General features: G+C 65.3%; 20 protein-coding genes. 3 read left to right on the plus strand and 17 right to left on the minus strand.

Going from position 1 to position 25,927, the window contains the following annotated elements:
• From QWL29_RS15020 to QWL29_RS15095, 16 genes are all read right to left on the minus strand, one after another.
• Positions 1 to 322 (minus strand): IS1/IS1595 family N-terminal zinc-binding domain-containing protein (locus tag QWL29_RS15020; protein ID WP_441295509.1); only part of this gene is annotated, 322 nt, incomplete at its 3' end.
• Positions 323 to 484: 162 nt separating this feature from the next.
• Positions 485 to 2,074 carry an alkyl hydroperoxide reductase subunit F gene (gene ahpF / locus QWL29_RS15025; protein ID WP_305823691.1) on the minus strand — a complete coding sequence of 530 codons (1,590 nt, stop codon included), beginning with the start codon at positions 2,072 to 2,074 and terminating at the stop codon, positions 485 to 487.
• A 108-nt stretch (positions 2,075 to 2,182) separates the two neighbouring features.
• On the minus strand, positions 2,183 to 2,746 hold the full coding sequence (gene ahpC, locus QWL29_RS15030) for an alkyl hydroperoxide reductase subunit C (RefSeq protein ID WP_305823692.1): 564 nt from the start codon (positions 2,744 to 2,746) through the stop codon (positions 2,183 to 2,185).
• A 217-nt stretch (positions 2,747 to 2,963) separates the two neighbouring features.
• Positions 2,964 to 4,178 (minus strand): hybrid sensor histidine kinase/response regulator, encoded by a 1,215-nt coding sequence (locus QWL29_RS15035; protein WP_305823693.1) that lies wholly within the window; start codon positions 4,176 to 4,178, stop codon positions 2,964 to 2,966.
• Positions 4,175 to 4,789 carry a chemotaxis protein CheB gene (locus QWL29_RS15040; protein WP_305823694.1) on the minus strand — a complete coding sequence of 205 codons (615 nt, stop codon included), beginning with the start codon at positions 4,787 to 4,789 and terminating at the stop codon, positions 4,175 to 4,177. Before QWL29_RS15040 ends, QWL29_RS15035 begins: the two co-directional genes overlap by 4 nt.
• On the minus strand, positions 4,786 to 5,577 hold the full coding sequence (locus QWL29_RS15045; protein ID WP_305823773.1) for a CheR family methyltransferase: 792 nt from the start codon (positions 5,575 to 5,577) through the stop codon (positions 4,786 to 4,788). The genes QWL29_RS15040 and QWL29_RS15045 overlap by 4 nt, the downstream gene beginning before the upstream one ends.
• Positions 5,578 to 5,612: 35 nt before the next feature.
• Positions 5,613 to 9,083 (minus strand): response regulator, encoded by a 3,471-nt coding sequence (locus tag QWL29_RS15050; protein WP_305823695.1) that lies wholly within the window; start codon positions 9,081 to 9,083, stop codon positions 5,613 to 5,615.
• 122 nt (positions 9,084 to 9,205) lie between these two features.
• On the minus strand, positions 9,206 to 11,770 hold the full coding sequence (gene uvrA, locus QWL29_RS15055) for an excinuclease ABC subunit UvrA (RefSeq protein ID WP_305823696.1): 2,565 nt from the start codon (positions 11,768 to 11,770) through the stop codon (positions 9,206 to 9,208).
• A 191-nt stretch (positions 11,771 to 11,961) separates the two neighbouring features.
• Positions 11,962 to 13,308, minus strand: a complete 1,347-nt coding sequence (locus tag QWL29_RS15060) for a glycosyltransferase (protein WP_305823697.1) — start codon at positions 13,306 to 13,308, stop codon at positions 11,962 to 11,964.
• Positions 13,308 to 14,375, minus strand: coding sequence for an SDR family oxidoreductase (locus QWL29_RS15065; protein WP_305823698.1), 1,068 nt, complete (start codon positions 14,373 to 14,375; stop codon positions 13,308 to 13,310). Before QWL29_RS15065 ends, QWL29_RS15060 begins: the two co-directional genes overlap by 1 nt.
• 90 nt (positions 14,376 to 14,465) lie before the next feature.
• Positions 14,466 to 14,801 (minus strand): DUF805 domain-containing protein, encoded by a 336-nt coding sequence (locus tag QWL29_RS15070; protein ID WP_305823699.1) that lies wholly within the window; start codon positions 14,799 to 14,801, stop codon positions 14,466 to 14,468.
• Positions 14,802 to 14,938: 137 nt separating this feature from the next.
• On the minus strand, positions 14,939 to 15,286 hold the full coding sequence (locus tag QWL29_RS15075; protein ID WP_305823700.1) for a VOC family protein: 348 nt from the start codon (positions 15,284 to 15,286) through the stop codon (positions 14,939 to 14,941).
• 30 nt (positions 15,287 to 15,316) lie between these two features.
• Entirely contained in the window at positions 15,317 to 15,853 is a 537-nt protein-coding gene (locus QWL29_RS15080) for a pyridoxamine 5'-phosphate oxidase family protein (protein ID WP_305823701.1), read from the minus strand.
• A gap of 92 nt (positions 15,854 to 15,945) precedes the next feature.
• Positions 15,946 to 16,356, minus strand: coding sequence for a GFA family protein (locus tag QWL29_RS15085; protein WP_305823702.1), 411 nt, complete (start codon positions 16,354 to 16,356; stop codon positions 15,946 to 15,948).
• 269 nt (positions 16,357 to 16,625) lie between these two features.
• Positions 16,626 to 17,093, minus strand: a complete 468-nt coding sequence (locus QWL29_RS15090) for a cyanophycin metabolism-associated DUF1854 family protein (protein WP_305823703.1) — start codon at positions 17,091 to 17,093, stop codon at positions 16,626 to 16,628.
• Between the two features lie 2 nt (positions 17,094 to 17,095).
• On the minus strand, positions 17,096 to 19,378 hold the full coding sequence (locus QWL29_RS15095; protein ID WP_305823704.1) for a cyanophycin metabolism-associated ABC transporter: 2,283 nt from the start codon (positions 19,376 to 19,378) through the stop codon (positions 17,096 to 17,098).
• 273 nt (positions 19,379 to 19,651) lie between these two features.
• Here QWL29_RS15095 and QWL29_RS15100 point away from each other — a divergent pair, with 273 nt between their 5' ends.
• The 3 genes from QWL29_RS15100 to QWL29_RS15110 all read left to right on the plus strand — a co-directional run bounded on the left by QWL29_RS15100 (position 19,652) and on the right by QWL29_RS15110 (position 25,282).
• Positions 19,652 to 21,826, plus strand: coding sequence for a cyanophycin synthetase (locus tag QWL29_RS15100; protein ID WP_305823705.1), 2,175 nt, complete (start codon positions 19,652 to 19,654; stop codon positions 21,824 to 21,826).
• Positions 21,827 to 21,908: 82 nt separating this feature from the next.
• Entirely contained in the window at positions 21,909 to 24,479 is a 2,571-nt protein-coding gene (cphA, locus tag QWL29_RS15105; RefSeq protein WP_305823706.1) for a cyanophycin synthetase, read from the plus strand.
• 176 nt (positions 24,480 to 24,655) lie between these two features.
• The gene (locus tag QWL29_RS15110) at positions 24,656 to 25,282 is read left to right on the plus strand and encodes a LysE family translocator (RefSeq protein ID WP_305823707.1); all 627 of its coding nucleotides are present in this window, start codon (positions 24,656 to 24,658) and stop codon (positions 25,280 to 25,282) included.
• Here the strand turns inward: QWL29_RS15110 and QWL29_RS15115 are convergent.
• The gene (locus QWL29_RS15115) at positions 25,260 to 25,901 is read right to left on the minus strand and encodes a PEP-CTERM sorting domain-containing protein (RefSeq protein WP_305823708.1); all 642 of its coding nucleotides are present in this window, start codon (positions 25,899 to 25,901) and stop codon (positions 25,260 to 25,262) included. The two genes, QWL29_RS15110 and QWL29_RS15115, sit on opposite strands and share 23 nt — an antisense overlap.
• Positions 25,902 to 25,927 lie beyond the last annotated feature (26 nt).

Here is a 25,927-nt window from a genome sequence, read left to right on the forward strand (position 1 = left end):
GCGACGCACGCAGCGCATCGAGGTAATCGAGCCATTTCTCTTTCAACCGCAGACGTGCCAATGGGGTGCCGGTCAAATCGTTAAAGGTGCGCCGGCACGAGAAACAGCGGTAGCGCTGCAGGTGATTCGCGTGACCATGCCGATGCCAGCGCTCGCACTGGCAATGAGGGCAGCGTCGTCCCGGGGAGCGGCATTGTTCGATCAGGGCAAGCACCTGGTGCAACCCGGCCGCCGGGCGCAGGGCGTCGAGGACCTGCAGCCGCTGGGGCTGGTTCAGTGCGGGCAAGGCGGCAAACCACTTCGTGAAGCGAGGTGCTTTCATGGTCGACCCGTATCGATGGCGATACGGCTTGGACCGAGAATGAGCTCAGCAGTTCAACCCTCATCCATAGCTAACGGTGACAGCGCCATAAAAAACGCCATCGCAAGTATTGTCGCGATGGCGTTTCTATTCTTACCAATGGCCTTTCAGGGCCATCAAAGATCAAGCCGCTTTTGCTTCCAGCGCCTCGGTTTCTTCCGTCGGCAAACGCATCAGGTAGTCGAACGACGCCAGCGAAGCCTTGGCGCCCTCGCCCACGGCGATGACGATCTGCTTGAACGGCACGGTGGTCACGTCACCGGCGGCAAACACACCCGGAATCGAGGTTTCACCACGCACGTCGACTTCGATCTCGCCGTACGGCGACAGTTCCAGCGTACCCTTCAGCCATTCGGCGTTCGGGATCAGGCCGATCTGGACGAACACGCCGGCCAGTTCAACCCGGTGGGTTTCACCGGATACGCGGTCCTTGTACGACAGCGCCGTTACCTTCTTGCCGTCGCCATGGATTTCCGTGGTTTGGGCGCTCTTGATCACGTTCACGTTCTTCAGGCTGTAGAGCTTGCGCTGCAGGACCGCGTCGGCGCGCAGTTCGGCGCCGTATTCGATCAGGGTCACGTGCTCGACGATATTTGCCAGGTCGATCGCCGCTTCGACGCCCGAGTTACCGCCGCCGATCACGGACACGCGCTTGCCCTTGAATAGCGGACCGTCGCAGTGCGGGCAATAGGCTACGCCGTGGTTCTTGTACTCTTTTTCGCCCGGCACGTTAATTTCGCGCCAGCGAGCGCCAGTCGACAGGATCACCGACTTGGCCTTCAGCAGTGCGCCGGATTCGGTGGTGACCTCGAACAGCTTCTCGTCCTCGTTGCGCTCGAGCTTGGCAGCGCGCTGCAGGTTCATGATGTCGACTTCGTACTGCTTGACGTGCTCTTCCAGCGAAACGGCGAACTTCGGGCCTTCGGTTTCTTTCACCGACACAAAGTTCTCGATCGCCAGGGTATCCATTACCTGGCCGCCGAAGCGGTCGGCCAGCACGCCGGTACGGATGCCTTTGCGCGCCGAGTAGATCGCCGCCGCCGCACCGGCAGGGCCGCCGCCGACGATCAGCACATCGAAGGCTTCTTTCTTGCTCAGTTCTTCCGCCTTCCTGGCGCCGGCGCCGGTGTCGAGCTTGGCAAGGATTTCCTCGACGCTCATGCGGCCCTGGCCGAAGTGCTCGCCGTTCAGGAACATCATCGGCACTGCCAGAATCTGGCGTGCTTCGACTTCATCCTTGAACAGGCCGCCGTCGATGGTCGTGACCTTGATGCGCGGGTTGATGATGGACATCGAGTTCAGCGCCTGCACCACTTCCGGGCAGTTATGGCACGACAGCGAGATGAACGCTTCGAACACGAAGTCGCCCGGCAGATTCTTGATCTGCTCGATGACAGGCGCATCGAACTTGATCGGGTGTCCACCCACTTGCAGCAAGGCCAGCACCAGCGAGGTGAATTCATGGCCCAGCGGGATGGCGGCAAATTCGATGCCGATATCGGTGCCAACCCGGTTGATGGCGAACGACGGTTTGCGGGTCGCATTGCCGTCCTCGCGATAGGTAATCTTGGTGCCCAGGGAGGTGATTTCCTTGAGCAGTTCTTCCATTTCCCGCGCTTTTGGCGAGTCATCAAGCGATGCAACGATCTCAATCGGCTGCACCACTTTTTCCAAATAGGCTTGTAACTGCTTCTTGAGGGTTGCGTCAAGCATGGTGTTTTCCTTGAAATACAGAGGTTTTTATTGGAAGCCCGCCAATTGGCGGGCTTCCGGTACTACTGCAGTACTACTGACGTACTGCTCACTACTTGCTGCGACTGCTTAGATTTTGCCGACCAGGTCCAAGGACGGGGTCAGGGTCTCGGCGCCTTCGGTCCACTTGGCTGGGCAAACCTGGCCTGGGTGGGCGGCGACGTACTGGGCTGCCTTGACTTTGCGCATCAGTTCCGATGCGTCGCGGCCGATGCCGTTGTCGTGCACTTCCATGACCTTGATCTGGCCTTCTGGATTGATGACGAAGGTGCCGCGCAGTGCCAGGCCTTCTTCTTCGATCATGACTTCGAAGTTACGCGCCAGGGTGCCGGTTGGGTCGCCGATCAGCGGGTAGTTCACTTTCTTGATGGCGTCCGAGGTGTCGTGCCATGCCTTGTGCGCGAAGTGGGTGTCGGTCGACACGCCGTAGACTTTCACGCCCATTTTTTCGAATTCAGGCTGGAAGTCAGCCAGGTCTTCCAGTTCGGTCGGGCAGACGAAGGTGAAGTCGGCCGGGTAGAACATCAGGACGGACCAGGTACCTTTGAACTGCTCTTCGGTCAGGTCGACGAATTTGCCAGCGTGGTAAGCGGTGGCTTTGAAAGGCTTGATCTCGGTGTTGATAAGGGACATGGAAGCTCCTGTTGTGGGTCAAATCAAAATTGATGAAACGAAGTTTATGCTCTTGCTCTGCTTTTGTAAAATTAATTGATCAGATGACTTCAATTGATTTTACCTATCGTGAAGATGTGGCAACTGGCTATCAGCCTTGCAAGAGACGCGCCAGTGTGAGGGAAACGGGCAGCGATTGCAACCGCCACCCGATTGTGAATTTATATGAGGAAGGCGTTCAAGCCGGGATTTCGGCGCGTGGCGTCGTCACGTTGCAGGGCAACGCCAGGCTGAACGTCGAGCCCTGCCCCGGCGTGCTGGCCACTGTCAGTTCGCCGCCGTGGGCCACGGCCAGCTGGCGCGAGATATACAGGCCCAGGCCCAGGCCTTTCGGTTCGCCGTTGCGGGCGCCGCGCTCGAAAGGCTGGAAGATGCGCTCGACGTCGTCGGGCGAAATGCCCTTGCCCTTGTCGGCCACGTCGATACGGGCGCAGCAGCCATCGACCTGCACGCTCACTTCGACGTTGCAGCCGCCGCCATAGCGCAGCGCGTTCGTCAGCAAATTGACGATCACCTGCTCGATGCGGAACTCATCCCAGTGGCCATACACGGGCTCGTGCGGCTGCAAGCCGATGGCGCAGCCGCTGGCGGCGGCCTGCAGCGACAAATCGCTCACCACGCGCTCCAGCATGCCCATCAGCTCGACCGGCGCCGGGCGCACCGACAGCGTGCCGTTGCGCATGCGGGTCACGTCCAGCATGTCGTCGATCAGGCGGATCATGGCCTTCACCTGGCGCTCGTCGCGCCTGACCATCGCGCCCATCTGCTCGGCATTGAAGGCCTGCAGGTTGCCGCGCTTCAGGTGCAGCGTGCGCATCTGGATTTCCAGGAACAGGGTATTGAGCGGCGTGCGCAGTTCATGCGCGACGAGCGACATGAATTCGTCGCGCATGCGCAGCGAGCGCTGCAGTTCGGCCTGGGTGGCGTTCAGTTCCTGCAGCAGGATTTCCTGCTCGCGCCGGCTGCGTTCGAGCGCTTCCATCTGGCGCGCCACTTCGCGCCGCTGCTGGTCGAGCGCCACAAACACGTTCACCTTGCCGCGCACCGCGTCCGGGTCGAGCGGCTTGTAGAGGAAATCGACGGCGCCGCTTTCGTAGCCCTTGAACGAGTAATTCAGTTCGCGCCCGGCGGCCGAGACGAACATGATCGGGATGTTGCGCGTGCGTTCGGTGCCGCGCATCAGTTCGGCCAGCTCGAAGCCATCCATGCCCGGCATCTGGACGTCGAGGATGGCGAGCGCGAACTCGTGCTCGAGCAGCAGCGTCAGCGCTTCTTCGCCGGAATGGGCGTGGAACACGAGGCGGCGCTCATCGCGGATCAGGGCGTCGAGCGCGCGCAGGTTGTCCGGCAGGTCGTCGACGATGAGAAGTTTGCTAGGCTCTTGAAAGCTCATGATGTTGTTGTCTCCAGCAAGGGCAGCAGCGTGCGGATGTCCGCCAGCGGCAGCACCAGGTGCGGGGCGCACAGGCTGATCGCCTTTTCAGGCATGGTCGCCGCCTGCGCTTCTTTCGGGTCTTGCACAATGGTCAGGCCGCCGCGCTGCCTGATCCTTTGCATGCCTTCGGCGCCGTCGGCATTGGCGCCGGTCAGCAGGATGCCGGCCAGGGCCGGGCCATAGGCATAGGCGGCCGACTCCATCAGCACGTCGATGGCCGGACGCGCATAGTGTACCGGCGGCTCGCAGCTGAGTGAAAATACGCGATCGTGCTCGATCGACAAATGGTAGCCGGCACCGGCAAAGTACAGCGTGCCCGGCTCGACGCTTTGCTTGTCTGTCGCTTCGCGCACCGGCAAATCCAGGCGCGCGTCGAACAGTTCGGCCAGGCGGCTTTCACGGTCGCCGGGCACGTGCAGGATGCACACGGCCGCCAGCGTGCGGCTCACCGGCAGCGCCGGCAGCAGCCCGACCAGGGCGTCGACGCCGCCGGCCGAGGCGCCGATCACGACGGCCTCGATGCGCCGCCCCGCCAGCACCTGCGCGAACCTGGCCGACAAGTCGCTCATTCGGCCGCCTTGCGGAACAGGCGCTCGCGCCGCGCCAGCGGTTCGAAGCGGCTGGCGTAACTGGAAAAGTCGATGCTTTCCTTGCTGCCCAGGCCCAGGAAGCCGCGGTGGCAGAGCGACTCGTGGAACAGGCCCAGCACGCGATTCTGCAGGCGTCGGTTAAAGTAGATCATCACGTTGCGGCAGCTGACGAAATGGGTTTCCGAGAACACGCTGTCGGTGGCCAGCGAGTGGTCGGCAAAGGTCACGTTCTCGACCAGCATGCGCTCGAACAGGGCGCCGCCATAGGCCGCCGTGTAGTAGTCCGAGAAGGCGCGCTTGCCGCCCGACTTCTGGTAGTTTTCGGTGAACAGCCGCATGCGGTCGAGCGGGAACACGCCGCGCCGCGCCGCGTCCAGCGACACCGGATTGATGTCGGTGGCGTAGATCATGGTGCGTTCCAGCAGCCCTTCCTCGTGCAGCAGGATCGCCAGCGAATACACCTCTTCGCCGGTGCTGCAGCCGGCCACCCAGATCTTCAGCGAGGGGTAGGTGCGCAGGAAAGGCACCACCTGGCTGCGGATCGCCGCAAAGTATTCCGGGTCGCGGAACATCTCGGAGACGGGAATCGTCAGGTATTGCAGCAGCTGGGAAAACGCTTCCGGCTGGTGCAGTACCTTGGCCTGCAGTTCCGAAACGGTGTCGCAGTCCATTTCGCGCAGGGCCACCAGCACGCGGCGCTTTTGCGAGGCGCCGGTGTAATCGCGGAAGTCGTAGTTGTACTTGAGGTAGACCGCCTCGACCAGCATCCGCAGTTCGATGTCGATGTTGTCCGGTGCAGTTTTCAAACGCGCTCCATGGTGGGCATCCAGACCCGCAGCAGCGAGTACAGGCGGGCCAGGTCGATCGGCTTGGCCAGGTAGTCGTTCGCACCGGCGGCCAGGCATTGTTCCTGGTCGTCCTTCATCGCCTTGGCGGTGATGGCGATGATCGGCAGGCGGCCGAAGCGGCCGTCGGCGCGGATGCGGCGCGTCGCTTCCAGGCCATCCATGCCCGGCATCATGACGTCCATCAGCACCAGGTCGATGCCCGGCACGTCGTCGAGCCTGGCAATCGCCTCGAAGCCATTGCGGCCGACGACCACATTGGCGCCGCGCTGCTCGAGCGCGGCGGTCAGCGCGAAGACGTTCCTCACGTCATCGTCGACCAGCAGGATTGTACGCCCTTCGAAGACGCGGTCGCGCCCGCGCACGGTTTTCAGCATGTGCTGGCGCTCGGTCGAGAGTTTCGATTCCACCTTGTGCAGGAACAGCGTCACTTCGTCGAGCAGGCGCTCGGGCGAACGCGCGCCCTTGATGATGATCGAGCGCGAATACTTCAGCAATTCCGCCTCTTCGTCGCGCGTCAGGTTGCGGCCGGTGTAGACGATCACAGGCGGGAACGAGAACAGCTCTTCCTGCGACATGCGCTGCAGCAGTTCGTTGCCCTGCATGTCCGGCAGTTTCAGGTCGATGATCATGCAGTCGAAGATCTCGCTGTGCAGCAGGGCCAGCGCTTCCTCGCCCGAGCCGACCGCCGAGATCTGCACGTCGGCGTCGGCGATCAGGGCGGTCACGCTGTCGCGCTGGCGCTCGTCGTCTTCCACCAGCAGCACGCGCTTGATCTGCTGCGAGGACTTCTCCTGCAGCTTGCGGAACACGTCTTCGAGCTGTTCGCGCGAGGTCGGTTTCAGGGCGTAGCCGATCGCGCCCAGGTGCAGGGCCTCGTTGCCGTTTTCCATGCTCGACACCACGTGCACCGGGATGTGGCGCGTGGCCGGGTTGTCCTTCAGCTGCTGCAGCACCGACAAACCGGAACCGTCGGGCAGGCGGATGTCGAGAAGGATCGCGTCCGGACCGTTGTTGGTGGCCAGTTCCAGGCCCTCGCCGGCGGTCAGGCCCACCAGGCAGCGGTAGCCGAGGTCGTGCGCCAGGTCGTACAGGATGCGCGCAAAGCCGGGTTCGTCCTCGACCACCAGCACGGTGCGGCGGCCGGCAACCGGCTGCTCGCGGTCGTCCGGGAAGCGTTCGGCAGGCGGCTGCGCAGGCTCGGCAGCCGGTGCGGCCACCGGCGCCGGCGCCGGACGGGCCGCGCGCAACTGCGGCGCCGGGGCACGCGGGGCCGGCGGCGTGGCCGCGACCGCGCCGCTCTTCGGCAGGCTCAGGGTAAAGCTGCTGCCCTCGCCCGGCGTGCTGGACACCACCAGGGTGCCGCCCAACAGGCTGGTGAGGTCGCGCGAGATCGACAGGCCCAGGCCGGTGCCGCCAAAGCGGCGGCTGGTGGTGCCGTCGGCCTGGTGGAAGGCCTCGAAGACGCGTTCCTGCTGCTCGGGCGCGATGCCGATGCCGGAGTCCTGCACCGTGAACTGGACCCAGCCTTCATCGGTGGCGCTCACCGTCAGGCTGACCGCGCCCTGCTCGGTGAACTTCACCGCGTTCGAGAGCAGGTTCTTCAGCACCTGCTCCAGGCGCTGGCGGTCGGTGTGGATCGAGGCCGGCACGTTCGGCTCGACCGTTACCGTGAATTGCAATTCCTTTTGCTTGGCCAGCGGCTCGAAGGTGCGGCCCAGGCCCTCGACGGTGCGGCGCAGCGGCAGGTCTTCCGGCAGCAGTTCCAGCTTGCCGGCTTCGACCTTCGAGATGTCCAGGATGTCGTTGATCAGGTTCAGCAGGTCGTTGCCGGCCGAATAAATCGTCTGGGCGAAGCGAACCTGTTCTTCGTTCAGGTTGCCCGGCACATTGTCGGACAGCAGCTTGGCCAGGATGAGCGAGCTGTTCAGTGGCGTGCGCAGTTCGTGCGACATGTTCGCCAGGAACTCGGACTTGTAGCGGCTAGCGCGTTCCAGGTCCAGGGCGCGTGCGCGCAGCTGGTCCTGGGCTTCGGTCAGCGCGGCGTTCTTCATGTCCAGGTTCAGGGCCTGCTCGGCCAGCTGGTCGTTGGTCTGCTCCAGCTCGGCCTGCTGGTTTTCCAGGCTCGACTGCGATTCTTCCAGCGCGCGCGACTGCTCTTCGAGCTCTTCGTTGGCGGTGCGCAGCTCTTCTTGCTGGACTTGCAGTTCCTCGTTCAGGGCCTGGGTTTCCGACAACGCGTCCTGCAGGCGCTGGCGGTAGACCACGGCGGCCACCGAGGCGCCGACGTTGTCGGCAATCAGCTTCAGGAATTCGACGTCGCGCTCGCGGATGCCGTGCAGGAAGCCGATCTCGATCACGCCTTTCACCTTGCCGAAGTTGTTGATCGGCGCGATCACCACTTCGCGCGGCACGGACTCGCCCAGGCTCGACGCCACCTTCATGTAGTCGTCGGGCAGGTTGTCGACCGTGATCAGGCGGTTTTCGTTGGCGGCCTGGCTGGCCAGCGAAGCGCCCGGTTCAATGACCAGGTTGCGCTCTTCCTCGTTCGAGAAACCGAAGGCGCCGATGCGGCGCAGCACGCCCTCGTCGTTGCGCACATACATGGCCGCCACGGTGCCGCCGACGTAGCGCACCACGTGGTCGAGCACGGCCTGGGCCAGCGGCTCCAGGCTGTGGATGCCGGCGCTGCGCGTGGCCAGCTCGGTCTGGCCGGTGCGCAGCCAGGCCTGGTGGCGCAGCTCGGTGTTGTGCTCGGCCTCATGGTCCAGGATGTCGGAATAGGATGTCGACAGGCGCACCAGTTCGCGCCGGCCAAAGGCAGCCATCATGCCGCCCACGATCAGGGTGAACAGCAGGTAGAAGCCGACCGACCAGGTGGTGACCGAGCGCGCGTCTTCGTTGCGCGCCTGCAGCAGGGTGCGCTCCATGGCGATGAAGGCGGCGAACTGGGCGCGCATGTCGTCGGTGAGAATCTTGCCGCGGCCGCTCTTGATCGACTCGATCACGTCTTCGTTGCGGCGGCGGCGCTCGATCATCTCGTTCGAATAGCGCACCCATTCGACTTGCGCGGCGCGCACGCGTTGCAGGCGCCCGACCTGGGAATCGTTGTCGTTTACCAGGCGCGAAAGGTTCTCGAGTTCGGCATCGACCTTGGGCTTGGCCACCACGTAGGGGCCGAGGAAGCTTTCGTCGCCGGTCAGCAAATAGCCACGCATGCCGGTTTCCATGTCGGAAACAAGACGGTTGACCTCGGTGGCGTTGCCGATTACCTGCTGCGAGTGCTCGACCCAGTTCAGCACGCTAATCAGGTAGGCAATGATCGCCACGAACACGCCGGCACTCAACACGCTCAGGCCGAGCGGCAACGCGACATTGCGCGTCAGGATGCGGCGAAACTGGGAATTATCGATGGAAGAGCCGGTCATTCGTTGCGATATTCTTAAGAAAAATATCCTAAGTTTAACGCAATTGTAATTTCACTGATACGCTCAACCGTGCGCGGGCTTGTATCGCTTTGTATCGCGCACGATCGTGCTAATTATAACAATCAAGCTGGTATATACGGCCTCAAGTAGGGTGCCGTCCGGCTGCGGCTGGCCTTCGCCACCTTTTCCGGCGCGCCGGCGCAGACCACGGTGCCGCCTTCGTCGCCGGCGCCGGGGCCGATGTCGATCACCCAGTCGCAGGCTGCCACCACGCGCATCGTGTGCTCGACCACCACCACGGTGTTACCCGCATCGACCAGGCGCTGCAACTGCACGATCAGGCGGTCCACGTCGGACGGGTGCAGGCCGGTGGTCGGCTCGTCGAGGATATACAAGGTATTGCCGCGCCCGGCGCGCTGCAGTTCGGTGGCCAGCTTGATGCGCTGGGCTTCGCCGCCGGACAGTTCGGTCGCCGGCTGCCCCAGGCGCAGGTAGCCCAGGCCCACTTCGCGCAGGGTTTCCAGCGAACGCTCGACCAGGGCCTCGCCCTGGAAGAAGTCAAACGCCGCGTCCACCGTCATGCCCAGCACTTCGGCGATATTCCGGTCCTTGTACGTCACCTCCAGCGTCTTGGCATTGTAGCGCGCGCCTTCGCACACCGGGCAAGGCGCGTAGACGCTGGGCAGGAACAGCAGCTCGACCATCACCGAGCCCTCGCCCGCGCAGTTCTCGCAGCGGCCCTTGGCGACGTTGAACGAGAAGCGGCCGGCGTCGTAGCGGCGCGACTTGGCCATCTTGGTCGCAGCGAAGAGTTTGCGCACCTGGTCGAACAGGCCGGTATAGGTGGCCAGGTTCGAGCGCGGGGTGCGGCCGATCGGCTTCTGGTCGACGCGCACCATGCGGCGGATAGCCTCCATGCCGGACGCGATGCGGCCTTCCAGCGGCAGCGCGGCTTCCTGTTGCAGGTCCTCGGCTTCTTCCGGCTCGGCAGCGGGAGCGCCCTGCCCCAGCTCCTTCGACACCAGCTCGACCAGCACCTGGCTCACCAGGCTGGATTTGCCGGAGCCGGAGACGCCGGTCACGGCGCTGAGAACGCCGAGCGGGAACGCGACGTCGAGCTTGTCGAGGTTGTTACGGGTGACGCCTTCCAGGCGCAGCTGGCCTGCGGGTTGGCGCCGCGTGCGTGCTTCCGGTGGCGCGTCGTCGAACAGGTAGCGGCGCGTCTGCGAGGCTTCGATTTGCTTTAGGCCCTCGGGCGGGCCGCTGTACAGCACTTCGCCGCCACGCTCGCCGGCGGCCGGGCCGACGTCGACGATCCAGTCGGCGCAGCGAATCACGTCCAGCGCGTGCTCGACCACGAACATCGAATTGCCCGAGGCTTTCAACTGGTCGAGGGCAGTGAGCAGGGCCTCGGTATCGGCCGGGTGCAGGCCGGCCGAGGGTTCGTCGAGCACATACACCACGCCGAACAGGTTCGAGCGCACCTGCGTGGCCAGGCGCAGGCGCTGCAGCTCGCCCGGCGAGAGCGTCGGTGTGCTGCGTTCCAGCGCCAGGTAGCCAAGCCCGAGGGCCAGCAGCACGTCCAGGCGCGCGACCAGGTCTTCGGCGATGCGGCGGGTGACGATCAGCTGCTCGGGGTGCAGCTTGGCGCGGCGCGCATCCTTGGGCGCCTCGCCTGCGGCATAGGGCTGCAGCAGCGCGTGCAGGCGCGCCATCGGCATGCGCGAGATATCGGTGATGTCGGCGCCGGCAAAGGTGACCGACAAGGCTTCCTGGCGCAGGCGCTTGCCGCGGCAGAGCGGACACTCGGTACTCACCATGTAGCGCGCCACGCGCTTCTTCATCGAGGCGCTTTCGGTGGTGGCGAAGGTCTGCATCACGTAGCGCTTCACGCCGGTAAAGGTGCCCTGGTAGCTGGGCGGGTCCTTGCGCTTCAGGGCGCGTTTCGTTTCCTCGGGCGTGAGGCCGGCGTACACCGGCACGGTGGGCGATTCGTCGGTGTACAGGATCCAGTCGCGGTCCTTCTTCGGCAAGTCGCGCCAGGGCGTGTCGACGTCGTAGCCCATGGTAACCAGGATGTCGCGCAGGTTCTGGCCATGCCAGGCCGGCGGCCAGGCGGCAATCGCCCGCTCGCGGATGGTCAGCGAGTCGTCGGGCACCATCGATTGCTCGGTGACCTCGTACACGCGGCCCAGGCCCGAGCATTCGGGACAGGCGCCTTCCGGGGTGTTCGGCGAGAAGGACTCGGCGTACAGGAGCTCCTGGCCTGCCGGGTAGTCGCCGGCGCGCGAGTACAGCATGCGCAGCGAGTTCGACAGAGTGCTGACGCTGCCGACCGAGGAACGCGTGGTGGGCGAACCGCGCTGCTGCTGCAGGGCCACGGCCGGCGGCAGGCCGTCGATCTCGTCGACTTCGGGCACGGGCATCTGGTGGAACAGGCGGCGCGCATACGGCGACACCGATTCCAGGTAGCGGCGCTGGGCTTCGGCGTACAGGGTGCCGAAGGCGAGCGAGGATTTGCCCGAGCCGGAGACGCCGGTGAACACCACCAGGGCGTCGCGCGGGATGTCGAGGCTGACGTTTTTCAGGTTGTGTTCGCGGGCGCCGCGTACGCGCACGTAGCCGGGGCGGCCCTGGCCGGAATGGGGGGTGGCGGCGGTGGTGGTGTCTTCGGCTTTCCTGCGCATCGCTTGTCGTCCGGTGATTCGTTATTGTTATTAAAGCGCGCCGGGGCGAGGAAGACGGTGCGGTAACACACACACTGCGGCGGTGGTGTATCGGGGTTGCCGTTGTAGGGTGGGCTCTTGAGTCCACGCGGTACGGATTTCGCACATGGCAAGGCATGCACCTAACGATATGCCGGCGTTACCGGTTCGGCTCAACGCCGCGTCGAATCAACCGGTGCGACCGCGTGGGCACAAGTGCCTACGCCCGCCGCGCCCACCCTACGGACGACCTCGTCCATTCCGGCGTCGTCTTTGAAATTGGCTGCGACGGCCCGGCACCTGGCCGGCAAACGCTCGTCATCGAGCAGCCCTTCCAGGCAACGCAACAAGCGCCCCTGCGTCAGGCGCGTGGCCGGCAAACTCCGCCCCACGCCCAACGCCGTGACCCGCGCCCCATTGTCGAACTGGTCATGCGCCAGCGGCACCACCAGCTGCGGCGTGCCCGCATGCAGCGCCTCGGCCGTGGTGCCGATGCCGCCATGGTGCACCAGCACCGCCACGTGCGGCAGCAGCGCCCGCAACGGCACATATTCCTGCCACAGCACATGGCGCGGCAGCTCGGCAGGCAGCTGGTCGCGGTGCGGCGTGAGGAACACCGCCCGCTCGCCCAGCAGCCGCGCCGCCTCGGCCGCATGCGCGAAGTAGGCGCGTGCCTGGCGGTTGCCGGTGCCCGGCGTGAACACCAGCGTGCGCCCGCCCTGCCCCAGGAAATGCTGCAGTTCGGGCGACATCTCCGCATGCGGGTTCGGGTCGTACAGGGGAAAGCCGGTGCGCAGCATCGGCTGCGGCCAGTCCGGCTGGGTCGGCGCAAACCATGCCGGGAACAGGCCGATCGACAAATCGGGAATCGCAAAGATATGGTCCATCAGCGAGCCGGCCGGCGCCAGCCCGGCGGCGCGCCGCTGCGCGTTTACGTCCGGCATGGCAACCGGGTCGATCAGGTGTTTCACCGCCGTGCGCCACAGCCAGCGGCGCGCGCCATGCGGCACCCAGCGCGGCACGCGGTACGGTCCCAGCATCAGCGGGTCGTACACGGTCGGTATGTTGGAAGGGGCAAGAAAGATGGCGGCAATGCGCAGGCCGGGGCGCGCCGCGCGGCACAGGTCGGCCTCGGGCAGCGCCAGCGGATGGCCCACCATCGTGCACGTTTCATCCCGCGGCAGCGCCGCGATGAAGGCCGGGACCAGGGCCATGGCCGGCCGCGTCGCCGCCCACACTACGCCAAAGCCGCGCGTCGGATGCCACAAATCGGGATGATCCAGCACCGCTTCGTCGGCCGGCAAGCCGTGGAAAGGCAGGCCGGCCTCGCGTACATAAGGCCCATGCTGCTCCGGCCCGAGAAAGCTGACCCGGCGCCCCGCCGCATGCAGGGCCAGACCCAGCTTCAGGAAAGGAAACAGGTCGCCGGCCGAGCCGATCGTCACCAGGACAATATGCGCGAGGCCGGCGCCGGCGGGAGTGCGGGCGACGTCCACGTCGTGCGCTCCCGTGATGGCCATTACGGAATCAGCCGCTCGGCGCGCAGGCGCGCGAACAGGTCGAAGAAGGAGCTGTCGGTGGCCTGGTAGGCGCTGAAACCGAGGCGGCGGCTGTTGGCCATGTCGGTCATCACTTCCAGCGGGCGGCCGAGGTCGAGGTCGGTGTGCCAGGCCGAGGCCAGGCGATCCAGGTCGGCTTCCACCAGATTGTGCTTGGCGGCGATCTGGCGCCAGGTATCGGCGTCGTTCGCCATCGCGGCTTCCAGCGGCTGGATGGTGCCACTGAAACCGGCTACTTCGACGCCGAACCATTCGGCCAGCTTCGGCCACAGCCAGCTCCAGCGGAACACGTCGCCATTCACGATATTGAAGGCCTCGTTACTGGCGGCGTCGGTGTCCGCCGCCCAGGCCAGTTGCTTCGCCAGCATGCGCGCGTCGGTGACGTCGGACAGGCCTTTCCACTGCGCTTCCGAACCCGGGAACTGGAAGGGACGGCCGGTTTCCTTGCAGATGCTGGCATACACGGCCAGCGTCGTGCCCAGGTTCATGGCGTTGCCGACGGCCAAGCCGATGATGGTGTGCGGGCGGTGGATGCTCCAGGTGAAGCGGTCGCGCGCGGCGGCGGCATAGACTTCGTCTTCCTGGGCGTAGTAGAAGTTTTCCAGCGGCAGGCGCGGCTGGCTTTCGCGCAGCGGCGTGTCGGGCAAGGTGCCCGAGCTGGCATAGGCCTCGAAGGGGCCAAGGTAGTGTTTCAGTCCGGTGACCAGGGCCACGTGGCGCAGGCTTTTCTGCGGCGACAATGCGTCCAGCAAATTGCGCACCAGGGCGGCATTCACGCGGATGTTGTCTGCTTCCGTATCCTGGCGCATCCAGGTAGTGATGAAGACGTGGGTCGGCGCAACATCCTGCAATGCCGTTGCCAGCGCGGCGGGATCGAGCAAATCGGCGGCGATGTGGTGCACGCCCGGCAAGTCCTTCGGTGCGCGGCGCGACAGGCCGACCACATCCCATCCGTTCGCAAGCAGTTCGCGCGCGAGGTGGTTGCCGCCGATACCGGTGACGCCCGCAATCAAAGCTGTCCGTTTCATCTTTTTCCTTTCGCTGGAAGTAAAGCCTATTCTACTTGCGCAGGAAAAAAGACGTCGGCGCCGCTGGAACGCGGCGCCGTGGACTGTCGGTCAGATCGCTGCCGGCAGGCCCTGGCTGTAGCGGTTCGGGCGGCCTTCCTGCACCAGGAACACGATCAAAATAATCCAGCCGATGACCGGAACCAACCAGATCAGCTGCCACCAGCCGCTGCGGTCGGTGTCGTGCAGGCGGCGGCACGCCGCGGCAATCGACGGCAGGATGGTGGCCAGGGTGAACAAGGCGCCCAGCGTTTCGCTGATCACGTTGGCCGCCGCACCGCCAAGGAAAAGAAACAGCAGGAACCACCAGTACTCGGAACGCGAGGCGGTGCCCTCGAAGGTGGCGTACTTGTTGAAACAGGTCTTGATTGAATCGGTGAACGTCATTGCCGGCTTTCAGGTAAAGGCGGTAGCGATGGCCCGCTGTTGAGGTGTGAACGACGGAAGCAGTATGTCATACAGGCAAGGGTTGCGCCATAACACCTTTATGCACGCGGCCGCGCATAGCTGACCGTCATCATTTCTCACTGATGGCCTTCGGGCTCGTTCCAGTAGATGCCGCGCCCGCCATGGCTGGTGTCGGTTTGGCGGTCCACCGGGCCGCGCACGCTGCTGCGCCAGGCAATGCCGGCTGCCTCGATGCGCTGCAGGATGGCGTCGAACTCGCCGTCGCCCACGCGGAAGCAGAAGTGCTCGACAGGGAATGGGCCGTCAGTCTGAATGAAGTCCAGCGTCAGGCCGCGATTGATGTGTACCGGCGAAAACACACCGAACTGCTCGGCGTCCCAGGGAACGTCGAGCAGTTGCGCGAGCAGGCGCGCCGCCGCCTGGCGGTCGCGGGCGGAAACGATGAAGTGGTCGAGCTCGATCATCTTTCCTCCTGCTCCTGGAAAGCTACTGTGTTATGGCAGCAGTCGCCCTTCGATGGAATCGTCGAGCGTCTTGCCGATGGCGGCGCCGATCAGGATCTTGGCGCCGGCCACGGCCTGGCCGTGCTTGTTGTCCCAGTAATAGCCTTCGCGCGGCGCGACGCCGATGACGGTGATGCGCGGGTCGTCTTCGCCTTCGGTGAACCAGGTCTTCAGGGTGAAGTCCCAGAGCTCCTTGATCTTGGCCTTGTCCTGTGAGACCGTCGCGATGCCGTCGAGTTCCAGGAAACCGGCGCGGGTGCTGCCCTGGAAGTAGAGTTTCACGTTCGGATCGGCCTTCAGCTCGGCGTTCGTGTGACTGTCGATGGCGCTCAGGAACCACAGGGTGCCGTTGTCGTCGGCCTGCAGCACGCTCATCGGACGCACGCCGCGGCTGTCGCCCAGGCTGCCGTGGGTGGTAAAGAAGCAGGTCTTGGCGTCCTCGGCCATCTCCTTGATGCGGGCGCGGGCTTCCTCTCCGGCGAGGTCGCGGCGATTTTCTTCGGGTTGCTGCTGGTTAATCGAATCCATGGGTTCTCCTTCGCTGGTAACGGTGCGTTACCTTAGCTCGTCGACGCGCTGCCGTATGTGCCCTGCTTCACGCGGACGGTCGCATGGCTGGTTCATGTGCCCTGGCCTTCGCTGCGGGTGCGCGGGTATTCCGGGAGGCCGTCGTGCAGCTGCATCCAGGGCAGGCGCTCTCCCACGAAGGTGTGATCGCCAAGGGGGATGGCGGCAGGGTCGTCGAGGGTGGCGGTGGCGATGTCGAGCTCGTCGGGCTCGCGGTTGTCCTGGTAGGTCAGCGTGGTGCCGCAGGTGGCGCAGAAGCTGCGCAGGACGTGTTCGCTGGAATGGAAGGTGGCGGCGTTGCCTTGCGAGAAGCGGAAGCCGTCCATGGCGGCGCTGACCCAGGCCACGGCGGGCGCGCCGGCGCTGCGGCGGCAGTCGCTGCAATGGCACAGGGTGCTGTTGAAGGTGTTGCCGTCGATGACGTAGCGGACTGCGCCGCAAAAACATCCGCCCTGCAGGGTCATGGTTCTCTCCGGTGGGAAGGGGTGGAGATCAGGATATGTCAGGCGCGGGTGCGCTTCAAGCGGTGTTCATCGGGTGCGGGCCGGACGCGATGTTGCGAGCGATGTGTTGGCGTTATCGGAGAAAGGATAAGCACGTAACCGCGTGGGCACGGGGTGCCCACCGTACGGCATCCGAAGTCCCGGGCCGATGGATACGTAGCATGGGCATGGGCCGCGCCAGGTGCCCCGTGCCCATGCGGAACGTTGCGCAGTGTTGTGCGCCGAAAACCTTACAGGAACCGATCCAGGATCTTCCGGCTTCCCTTGTCGATCCTGAACATGTCGCGCACCAGGAAGTTGATGCCGTGGCTGTCCGCAATCAGCAGCGAAGCCTCGCCCACGCGCCGGATATCCTCGTCCACCTTCAGCACGAACTCGGTCTCGCCGCGGTCGGTCTTCACATACCAGGTGCAGGGCGTGGCAAAGCTCGACACGCTGCGGATGGTCTCGATCTCGGGGATGAATTCGCGTCCTTCGAGTTCCTCGGTGAGCAGTGCGCGGATGTCGTCGGGCTGGTCGGCCAGGTCGTCGATCCAGGCCACTTCCTTGCCGCCTTCGCGCACCAGCGAAATGCCGCGCGTGGGCGCCTGGATCGGAAAGGCGCGCACCGGGATCACGCCAACGAAGTCTTCTCCTTCGGCGCTCGTGAACACCAGTTTACCGAAGGCATCGCGGCGCAGCTGAATCAAATTGCTCATTCTTAATCGTCCTTTTCGGCGTCGTCCATGTCCTGGTCGACATTGCGCGCCTGCGCTTCATACAGGCGGTGGTAGGCGCCCTCGCGCGCCATCAGTTCGTCGTGGCTGCCCTCTTCCACCACCACGCCGCGGTCGAGCACGACCAGGCGGTCGGCGCGGTGCAGCGTGGAGAGCCTGTGCGCGATGGCGATGGTGGTGCGGCCCTGCACCAGGTTGTCGAGCGCCTTCTGGATTTCCTTTTCGGTTTCCGAGTCCACCGAGGACGTCGCTTCGTCGAGGATCAGGATCGGCGGGTCGATCAGGAGTGCGCGCGCAATCGAAATGCGCTGGCGCTCGCCGCCCGACAGGCCCTGGCCGCGCTCGCCCACCATTGAATCGTAGCCCTGCGGCAGGCGCAGGATGAATTCGTGGGCGTGGGCGGCGCGTGCGGCAGCGATGATTTCTTCGCGCGTGGCGTGTGGTTTACCGTAGGCGATGTTCTCGGCAATCGTGCCAAAGAACAGGAAAGGCTCCTGCAGCACCAGGCCGATATTCCGGCGGTAATCGGCCACGGCAAACGAGCGGATATCGACGCCATCGAGCAAAATCGCGCCTTCGGCCACATCGTAGAAACGGCAGATCAAATTGACCAGCGTGCTCTTGCCCGAGCCGCTGTGGCCGACCAGGCCGACCATTTCGCCGGCCTTGATGTTGAGCGAAATGCCGCGGTTCACGGCGCGGTTACCGTAGCGGAAACCGACTTCGCGCAGCTCGATGTTGCCCTGCACTTCGGGCACCTTGGCCGGCGTCGCCGGGTCCGGCACGCTCGACACGTGGTCCAGGATATCGAAGATGCGCTTGGCGGCCGAGGCCGATTTTTGCGTCACCGACACGATGCGGCTCATCGAATCGAGTTTTACGTAGAAACGGCCGCTGTAGGCGATGAAGGCGGTCAGCGTGCCGACCGTGATGTCGCCCTGCGACACTTGCCAGATGCCGAAGATCCAGATCACCAGCAAACCGAGTTCGGTCAGCAGCGACACCGTCGGCGAGAACAGCGACCACACCCGGTTCAGCTTGTCGTTGACGGCCAGGTTGTGCTTGTTCGCCTCGCGGAAGCGCGCCGCTTCGCGCTTTTCTTGCGCGAACGCTTTCACCACGCGGATGCCGGGAATCGTATCGGCCAGCACGTTGGTGACCTCGCCCCAGACGCGGTCGATCTTCTCGAAGCCGGTACGCAGGCGGTCGCGCACGACATGGATCATCCAGGCGATGAAGGGCAGCGGCACCAGGGTCACCAGCGCCAGCCATGGGTTCATCGAGAACAGGATCACGCCGGTCATGATGATCAGCAGCACGTCGGACAGGAAGTCGAGCAGGTGCAGCGACAGGAAGACGCTGATCCGGTCCGAGCCGCTGCCGATGCGGCTCATCAGGTCGCCGGTGCGCTTGCCGCCGAAGTATTCGAGCGACAGCCGCAGCAGGTGCTCATAGGTGGTCGAACGCAAGTCGGCGCTGATGCGCTCGGACGCCAGCGCCAGCACATAGGTCTTGCCCCAGCCCAGGGCCCAGGCCAGCATCGAGGCGCCGAACAGGCCGCCCATGTACAGCCAGACCAGCGAGTCGTCGATGGTCTGGCCGTTCTGGTACGGGATCAGGACATTGTCCATCAGCGGCTTGGTGAGGTAGGGCGGAATCATGTGCGCCGCCGTCGAGCCCAGCATCAGCAGGAAACCCACCAGCAGTTGCACCTTGTACGGCTGGGCGAAGCGCCACAGGCGGAACAGGGTCCAGGTGGACGGCGGCGTGTGCAGCACCTTGGTGCAGATCGGGCAATCTTCCTGGTCGGGTTCGAGCGGCGCCTTGCAGCTTGGGCAGGTGTGGCTCTCGGGCGGCTGCACGGCCACGCCGCTGACCACGCTTTTGAGCTGGTCGGCAAACGCGTCGACCACGCGGATGGCGTGCAAATTCTGGCCCAGGGTAAAGCGCCAGGATGCCAGCCGCGCCTGTTCATCCACCAGCTCCAGGTGGCCGACGCCGGCATGGTCGTGGTGGCGCAGCGCCAGGCCGGGGCGGTAGGCCCAGTCGCGCCAGGCGGTCTCGCCAGGGGCGCGGCTCAGCAAACGGCGGTCGGTCACGACCAGGAGTCCCTTCACAAAACGTAATTTCGCATCGAGGTCAACCTCTACGCTACTTAAAACGTTTTCCCCTGGTGCAAGCTGTTTCCGAACATCATCCTGCCACGCATCGGGCAGGAAACTGGCAACCGCCAGTGTGGTCGGAACAGCAAGTTGTTGAGTTGTCATTGTGTGATGCCGCCTTGGTCAGGCAAGTTCTGAATAGAGGAGTAACGCAGTGACCGGCTCAGCGGTTTACGTAGAACGAGGAAATATTCGTCGCCGGCGGGTAGAAATACCCTGGCACGGTGCCCGGGAAGCCGGAGCGAGGCTGGATTCGGGCGACGAGTATACACAATGCGATCCACAGCACCGTGTTTGGGTGCGGTAGCGCACAGGCAGAAAAACATAGGCAACGCCAATATGGTAGTCGTGCAGACACCGGCGGCAAGACATCGATACATGACGAAAAAGAACGACATCAAGTTTCTCCGTGTGACGCATTTGCGCGGCCCGAACATCTGGACCTACCGTCCGGTCATCGAGGCCTGGCTCGACATCGGCGAGCTGGAAGACTTCCCCTCGGATAAACTGCCTGGTTTCACCGGGCGCCTGACGGCCTGGCTTCCCGGCCTGATCGAACACCGCTGCGGCGTTGGCGAACGCGGCGGCTTCATCGAGCGCCTGGAGGGCGGCACCTGGGCCGGCCACATCCTCGAGCACGTGGTGCTGGAGCTGCAGAACCTGGCCGGCATGAAGACCGGCTTCGGCAAGACCCGCTCCACCGGCGAGCATGGCGTCTACAAGATGGCCTTCCGCACGCGCGATGCCGTGGTCGGCCGCGCGGCACTGGAAGCCGGCCACCGCCTGCTGATGGCCGCCATCAACGCCGAGCCCTTCGACATGGCCGCCACCGTCACCCGCTTAACAAGCCTGGTCGACCGCTACTGCCTGGGCCCGTCCACCGCCAACATCGTCGACGCTGCCACCGACCGCCGCATTCCCTCGATCCGCCTGACCGAAGGCAACCTGGTCCAGCTTGGCCATGGCGCCGCCCAGCGCCGCATCTGGACCGCCGAAACCGACCGCACCAGCGCCATCGGCGAAGGCATCGCCAGCGACAAGGACCTGACCAAGAGCCTGCTCGCCTCGTGCGGCGTGCCGGTGCCGGAAGGCGCCCTGGTGCGCAGCGCAGCCGAGGCCTGGGAAGAAGCGCAGGACATCGGCCTGCCGGTGGTGGTAAAACCCGTCGACGGCAACCATGGCCGCGGCGTGACCCTGAATTTGATGCTTGAGGCGGACGTACACGCGGCCTACGCCATCGCCTCGACGGAAGGCGACAGTACGGCCGTGCTGGTCGAGCGCTTCATTCCGGGCAACGAGCACCGCCTGCTGGTGGTCGGCCGCAAGGTCGTCGCTGCCGCGCGCGGCGAAGCGCTGTGGGTGACTGGTGACGGTAAATCCACGGTTGCCCAGCTCTGCGACAGCCAGATCAACATCGACCCGCGCCGCGGCGACAGCGAGGAATTCCCGCTCGGCCGCGTCGACACGAAGGACCCGGTGATCCTGCTCGACCTGCAGCGCCAGAACCTGACGCCCGACTCGGTACCGCAGGACGGCCAGCGCGTGCTGATCCAGCCGAACGGGAATGTGGCCGACGATGTCACCGATATCATCCACCCCGACGTGGCCCACGCCGCCGCCCTGGCCGCACGCGTGGTCGGCCTCGACATCGCCGGCATCGACCTGGTCTGCGAAGACATCTCCAAACCGCTCGCCGAGCAGCGCGGCGCCATCATCGAAGTCAATGCCAGCCCCGGCCTGCTGGCCCACATCAAGCCGGCTGGCGGCGAGCCGCGCAACGTCGGCGCCGCCATCGTCGATCACCTGTTTGCCGAAGGCGAATCCGGCCGCATTCCGATCGTCGGCGTCACCGGCACCCTGGGCAGCAGCCTGATCGCCAAACTGCTGGGCTGCCTGCTGAACGCGGCCGGCAAGCACGCCGGCGTGGCGAATGGCGAAGGCCTGTACCTCGACGGCCGCCAGGTGCAAAAAGGCGACTGCACCGGCTTTGCCGCCGGCGAACGCCTGCTCATCAACCGCAACATGGAAGCAGCCGTGTTCGAATCGAACGCGCGCAGCATCCTGCTCGAAGGCCTGCCCTACGACCGCTGCTCGGTTGGCGTGGTGACCGACATGGGCCGGCTGGACGACGTGCGCGACCTGCACATCAACGACGACGAGGCGCTGGCCAACGTGGTGCGCAGCCAGGTCGACGTGATCCTGTCCAGCGGCGCCGCCGTGCTGAACGCGGCCGACCCGGAAGTGGTGAAGCTGGCCGAACTGTCCGATGGCCGCGTGATCTTCTACGCGATGGACGAGCACAATCCGGCCATCGTGGCGCACCGCGCCAAGGGCGAGCGCGCCGTGTTCGCACGCGACAACCGCATCGTGCTGGCTGACGGCTCTGAAGAAACCGTCCTGCTCGACCTGGCGAAAATCAAGCCGGCCACCGTCAAGCATCCGGCCAGCGTGCTCGCCGCCACCGCCGCCGCCTGGGCGCTGGGCCTGCAGCACGACCTGATCTGCGGCGGCCTGCGCGCCTTCGACGCCACGCCGAAGAAAACCATTTATTGAAGAAGAGCGGCCGGCTTGTGAACCCAGGCCTGGCAGCCGCCCGCCGCCCACTGGCGCGGCACTACTAAAGGATTACAGTTTTATGGAAGTATCTCGCGTACGGGCCCTGCGTGGCCCCAATCTCTGGAGCCACCACACCTCGGTCGAGGCGATCGTCGCCTGCACGCCGGAAGAAGAATCCATCGGCACCCTCGAAGGCTTCGAGACGCGCCTGCGTTCCCTCTTCCCCCAGCTCGGCCAGCTGCAGCCGCTCGGCCACGACGACACCATCCCGCTGGCCCACGTGCTCGAAGTCGTGGCGCTCGACCTGCAGGCGCAGTCCGGCTGCCCGGTCACCTTCAGCCGCACCACCGCCACGCTGGAACCCGGCATCTACCAGGTCGTGGTCGAGTACAGCGAGGAAGAAGTCGGCCGCCTGGCCCTGAACCTGGCGCAAAAGCTGATCGACGCTGCGCGCATCGACGCGCCTTTCGACTTGCAGGACGCGCTGACCCAGCTGCGCGACCAGGACGAGGACGTGCGCCTCGGCCCATCCACCGGCGCCATCGTGCAGGCCGCCGTGGCCCGCAACATCCCCTTCCGCCGCCTGACCGAAGGCAGCCTGGTGATGTTCGGCTGGGGCAGCAAGCAGCGCCGCATCCAGGCCGCCGAGATCGACGCCACCGGCGCGATTGCCGAGACCATCGCCCAGGACAAGGAACTGACCAAGAAGCTGCTCGACGCCGCCGGCGTGCCGGTGCCGCACGGCCGCACGGTAAGCGATCCGGACGACGCCTGGGCTGCGGCCCAGGAGATCGGCCTGCCGGTCGTGGTCAAGCCGAAGGACGGCAACCAGGGCAAGGGCGTGACGGTCAACATCACGACGAAAGAGCAGATCACCGCCGGCTTCCATGCGGCCAGCGAATTCCGCGACGACATCATGGTCGAGCGCTACCTGCCGGGCCACGACTACCGCCTGCTGGTCATTGGCAACAAGCTGGTGGCCGCCGCGCGGCGCGAACCGCCGAACGTCACCGGCGACGGCGTGCACACCGTGCGCGAACTGGTCGACATCGTGAACCGCGACCCGCGCCGCGGCAACGGCCACTCGACCTCGCTCACCAGGATCCGATTCGACGACATCGCCCTGGCCAGCCTGGCCACGCAAGGATATGAAGCCGACTCGGTACCGCCGAAAGGCAAGCGCGTCGTCCTGCGCAACAACGCGAACTTGTCGACCGGCGGCACCGCCACCGACGTCACCGACGACGTGCACCCGGAAGTCGCGGCGCGCGCGATTGCCGCCGCCCACATGATCGGCCTCGACATCTGCGGCGTCGACCTGGTGTGCGACAGCGTGCTGAAACCCATCGAGGAGCAGAACGGCGGCGTGGTCGAAGTGAATGCCGCGCCGGGCCTGCGCATGCACCTGGCGCCCTCGTTCGGCAAGCCGCGCGCCATCGGCGAAGCCATCGTCGACATGCTGTACCAGGATGGCGACGACGGCCGCATCCCGGTGGTGGCCGTCACCGGCACCAACGGCAAGACCACCACGGTGCGCCTGATCGCGCACCTGCTCACCGCCTCCGGCCTGCGCACCGGCATGACGAATACCGACGGCGTGTACATCGAAGGCCGCCGCATCGACAGCGGCGACTGCAGCGGCCCGCGCAGCGCGCGCAACGTGCTGCTGCACCCGGACGTCGACGCCGCCGTGTTCGAAACCGCGCGCGGCGGCCTGTTGCGCGAAGGCCTGGCCTTCGACCGCTGCCAGGTGGCGGTGGTGACGAACATCGGCGCGGGAGACCACCTTGGCCTGAACTACATCACCACGCTGGAAGACCTGGCGGTGCTGAAGCGCGTGATCGTGCAGAACGTGATGGAGGGCGGCGTGGCGGTGCTGAACGCCGCCGACCCGACCGTGGCCGACATGGCCAGCTTCACGCGCGGCGACGTCACTTTCTTCGCCCAGGACGGCAACTTGCCGCTGATGGCGATGCACCGCGCCCAGGGCCGACGCGCCGTGTTCGTGGAAGATGGCTGCATCGTCTGCGCGCAGGGCAAATTCGAGCACCGCATCCCGTTGGCGGACGTCCCGATTACCCGCGGCGGCGTGATCGGCTTCCAGGTCGAAAACGTGATGGCCTCGGTGGCCGCAGCCTGGGGCTGCGGCCTGGACTGGGACAAGATCGCGCTCGGCCTGCGTACCTTTGTCGGCGAGAGCGACAATGCGCCGGGGCGTTTCAATGTGTTCGATTACCGTGGCGCGACGCTGATTGCCGACTATGGCCACAACCCGGATGCGATCGCGGCGCTGGTGTCGGCAGTCGAGAACATGCCGGCCAGGCGCCGTTCGGTGGTGATCAGCGGCGCCGGCGACCGCCGCGACCAGGACATCAGCCAGCAGACCGAGATCCTGGGCGCCGCCTTCGACGAGGTGCTGCTGTACGAAGACCAGTGCCAGCGCGGGCGGGCCGACGGCGAAGTCGTGGCGCTGCTGCGCCAGGGCTTGCAGAATGCGGCGCGTACGCAGCACGTGGAAGAAATCTACGGCGAGTTCGTGGCGATCGACCGCGCGCTGGAGCGCCTGGGCGAGGGTGACCTGTGCCTGATCCTGATCGACCAGGTGGATGAGGCGCTGGCCCATATCGCCAGGCGCGTTGCTGAGGCATAATACTTGTGAAATGGGCCATCGCTAACGAATGGCCCACTGACACTTGATATCGTAGGGCTCCGTGCCCACGCGTAACGTGTGCATCGTGACGGCCCAAAGCACGCCAACAATGCGCAACGTTCACGCGTGGGCACAGGAGCGCCCACCCTGCTGCTTCATTTCACGAATAATCATCCATGCTCGCACCCGAACAATTCCTGGGCTTTCTGCTCGCCGCCGTCCTGATCACCGCCTCCCCCGGCCCCGACAACCTGATGGTGCTCGGCCTGGGCATGTCCAGGGGCCGCAAGCAGGGCATAGCCTTCGGCCTGGGCTGCGCGCTCGGCTGCCTGAGCCATACCCTGCTGGCCGTGCTCGGCGTCAGCGCCCTGATCGCCGCCTCCCCGGTGGCGTTCACCGTCCTGCGCGTGGGCGGCGGCCTGTACCTGGTCTGGCTCGGATTCAATGCCCTGCGCAGCAAGGGCGGCTCCAGGGCGGCCGACGGCAACGCTGCGCCGCAGTCGCTGCGCAGCCTGTTCACCAAGGGTCTGCTGGTGAATGCCATCAACCCGAAAGTGGTGCTGTTCTTCCTCTCGCTGCTGCCGCAGTTCGTGATCCCGGCCAACGGCAACGTGCCTGGCCAGATGCTGGCCCTGGGCGTTACTTTCACGGTCCAGGCGGCGATCCTGTTCGGCCTGCTCGGCTACTTCGCCGGCGCGATCGGCACCTGGCTGAACCGCAAGCCCGGCGCCGGCAAATGGCTCGACCGGATTGCCGGCACCGTCTTCGTCGCCCTCGGCATCAAGCTGATCGTCGCCCGCTAAGCTTCCCCAGCAGGCCGATCAACGCCAGCCCCAGCAGCGCCAGCGACGCCGGTTCCGGCACCGGCGCCGGCGGATCGGCTTCCACATCCAGCCGCGCCGAGAAGAATTCGAGCGGGTCGCCCGGGAAGAAATCCTGGATCAGCAGGGTCCAGCGCCCGTACACATCCATGCCGTCGAAAGCGGACAGCGCACCCGCCGGGCGGAAGCTGCCCGAGGCCAGCTGCGGCCCGGCCGCTTCCAATGCTTCATCGTCGAAGGCCAGGCGCACGCGGCCCGCGCCCGCATTCCCGCGTTCGTAGGTGTCGTAGGCGCGCACCAGGTCGACCGTCGTGCCGTCCGGCGCCACCAGCGACAACAGGAACTCGTCTTCATACGGGATGCCGAAGCCGCGGCAGGCGCCGCCGCCCGGCCCGATCGGCGGGTCGTCGCACTTGGCCAGGTCGACGATCAGGTTCAGGTCGAGGATGGACCCGTGCCAGGTGACATTCAACCCGCGCGTGCCTTCGCTGCCGTCGAAGATGCCGTAGCGGGTATTGCTGGCTACCACGGTGGCGCCGGCGCTGCTGGCCAGCAGGCAGCCGAGGCAGGTGGCGATGAAACGGTGCGTGAACTTGCTCATGACTCTCCTTTCGATGGACCACGAAA

Origin of the sequence: Massilia brevitalea (assembly GCF_030711405.1) — a bacterium.
Classification (GTDB): domain Bacteria; phylum Pseudomonadota; class Gammaproteobacteria; order Burkholderiales; family Burkholderiaceae_D; genus Telluria; species Telluria brevitalea.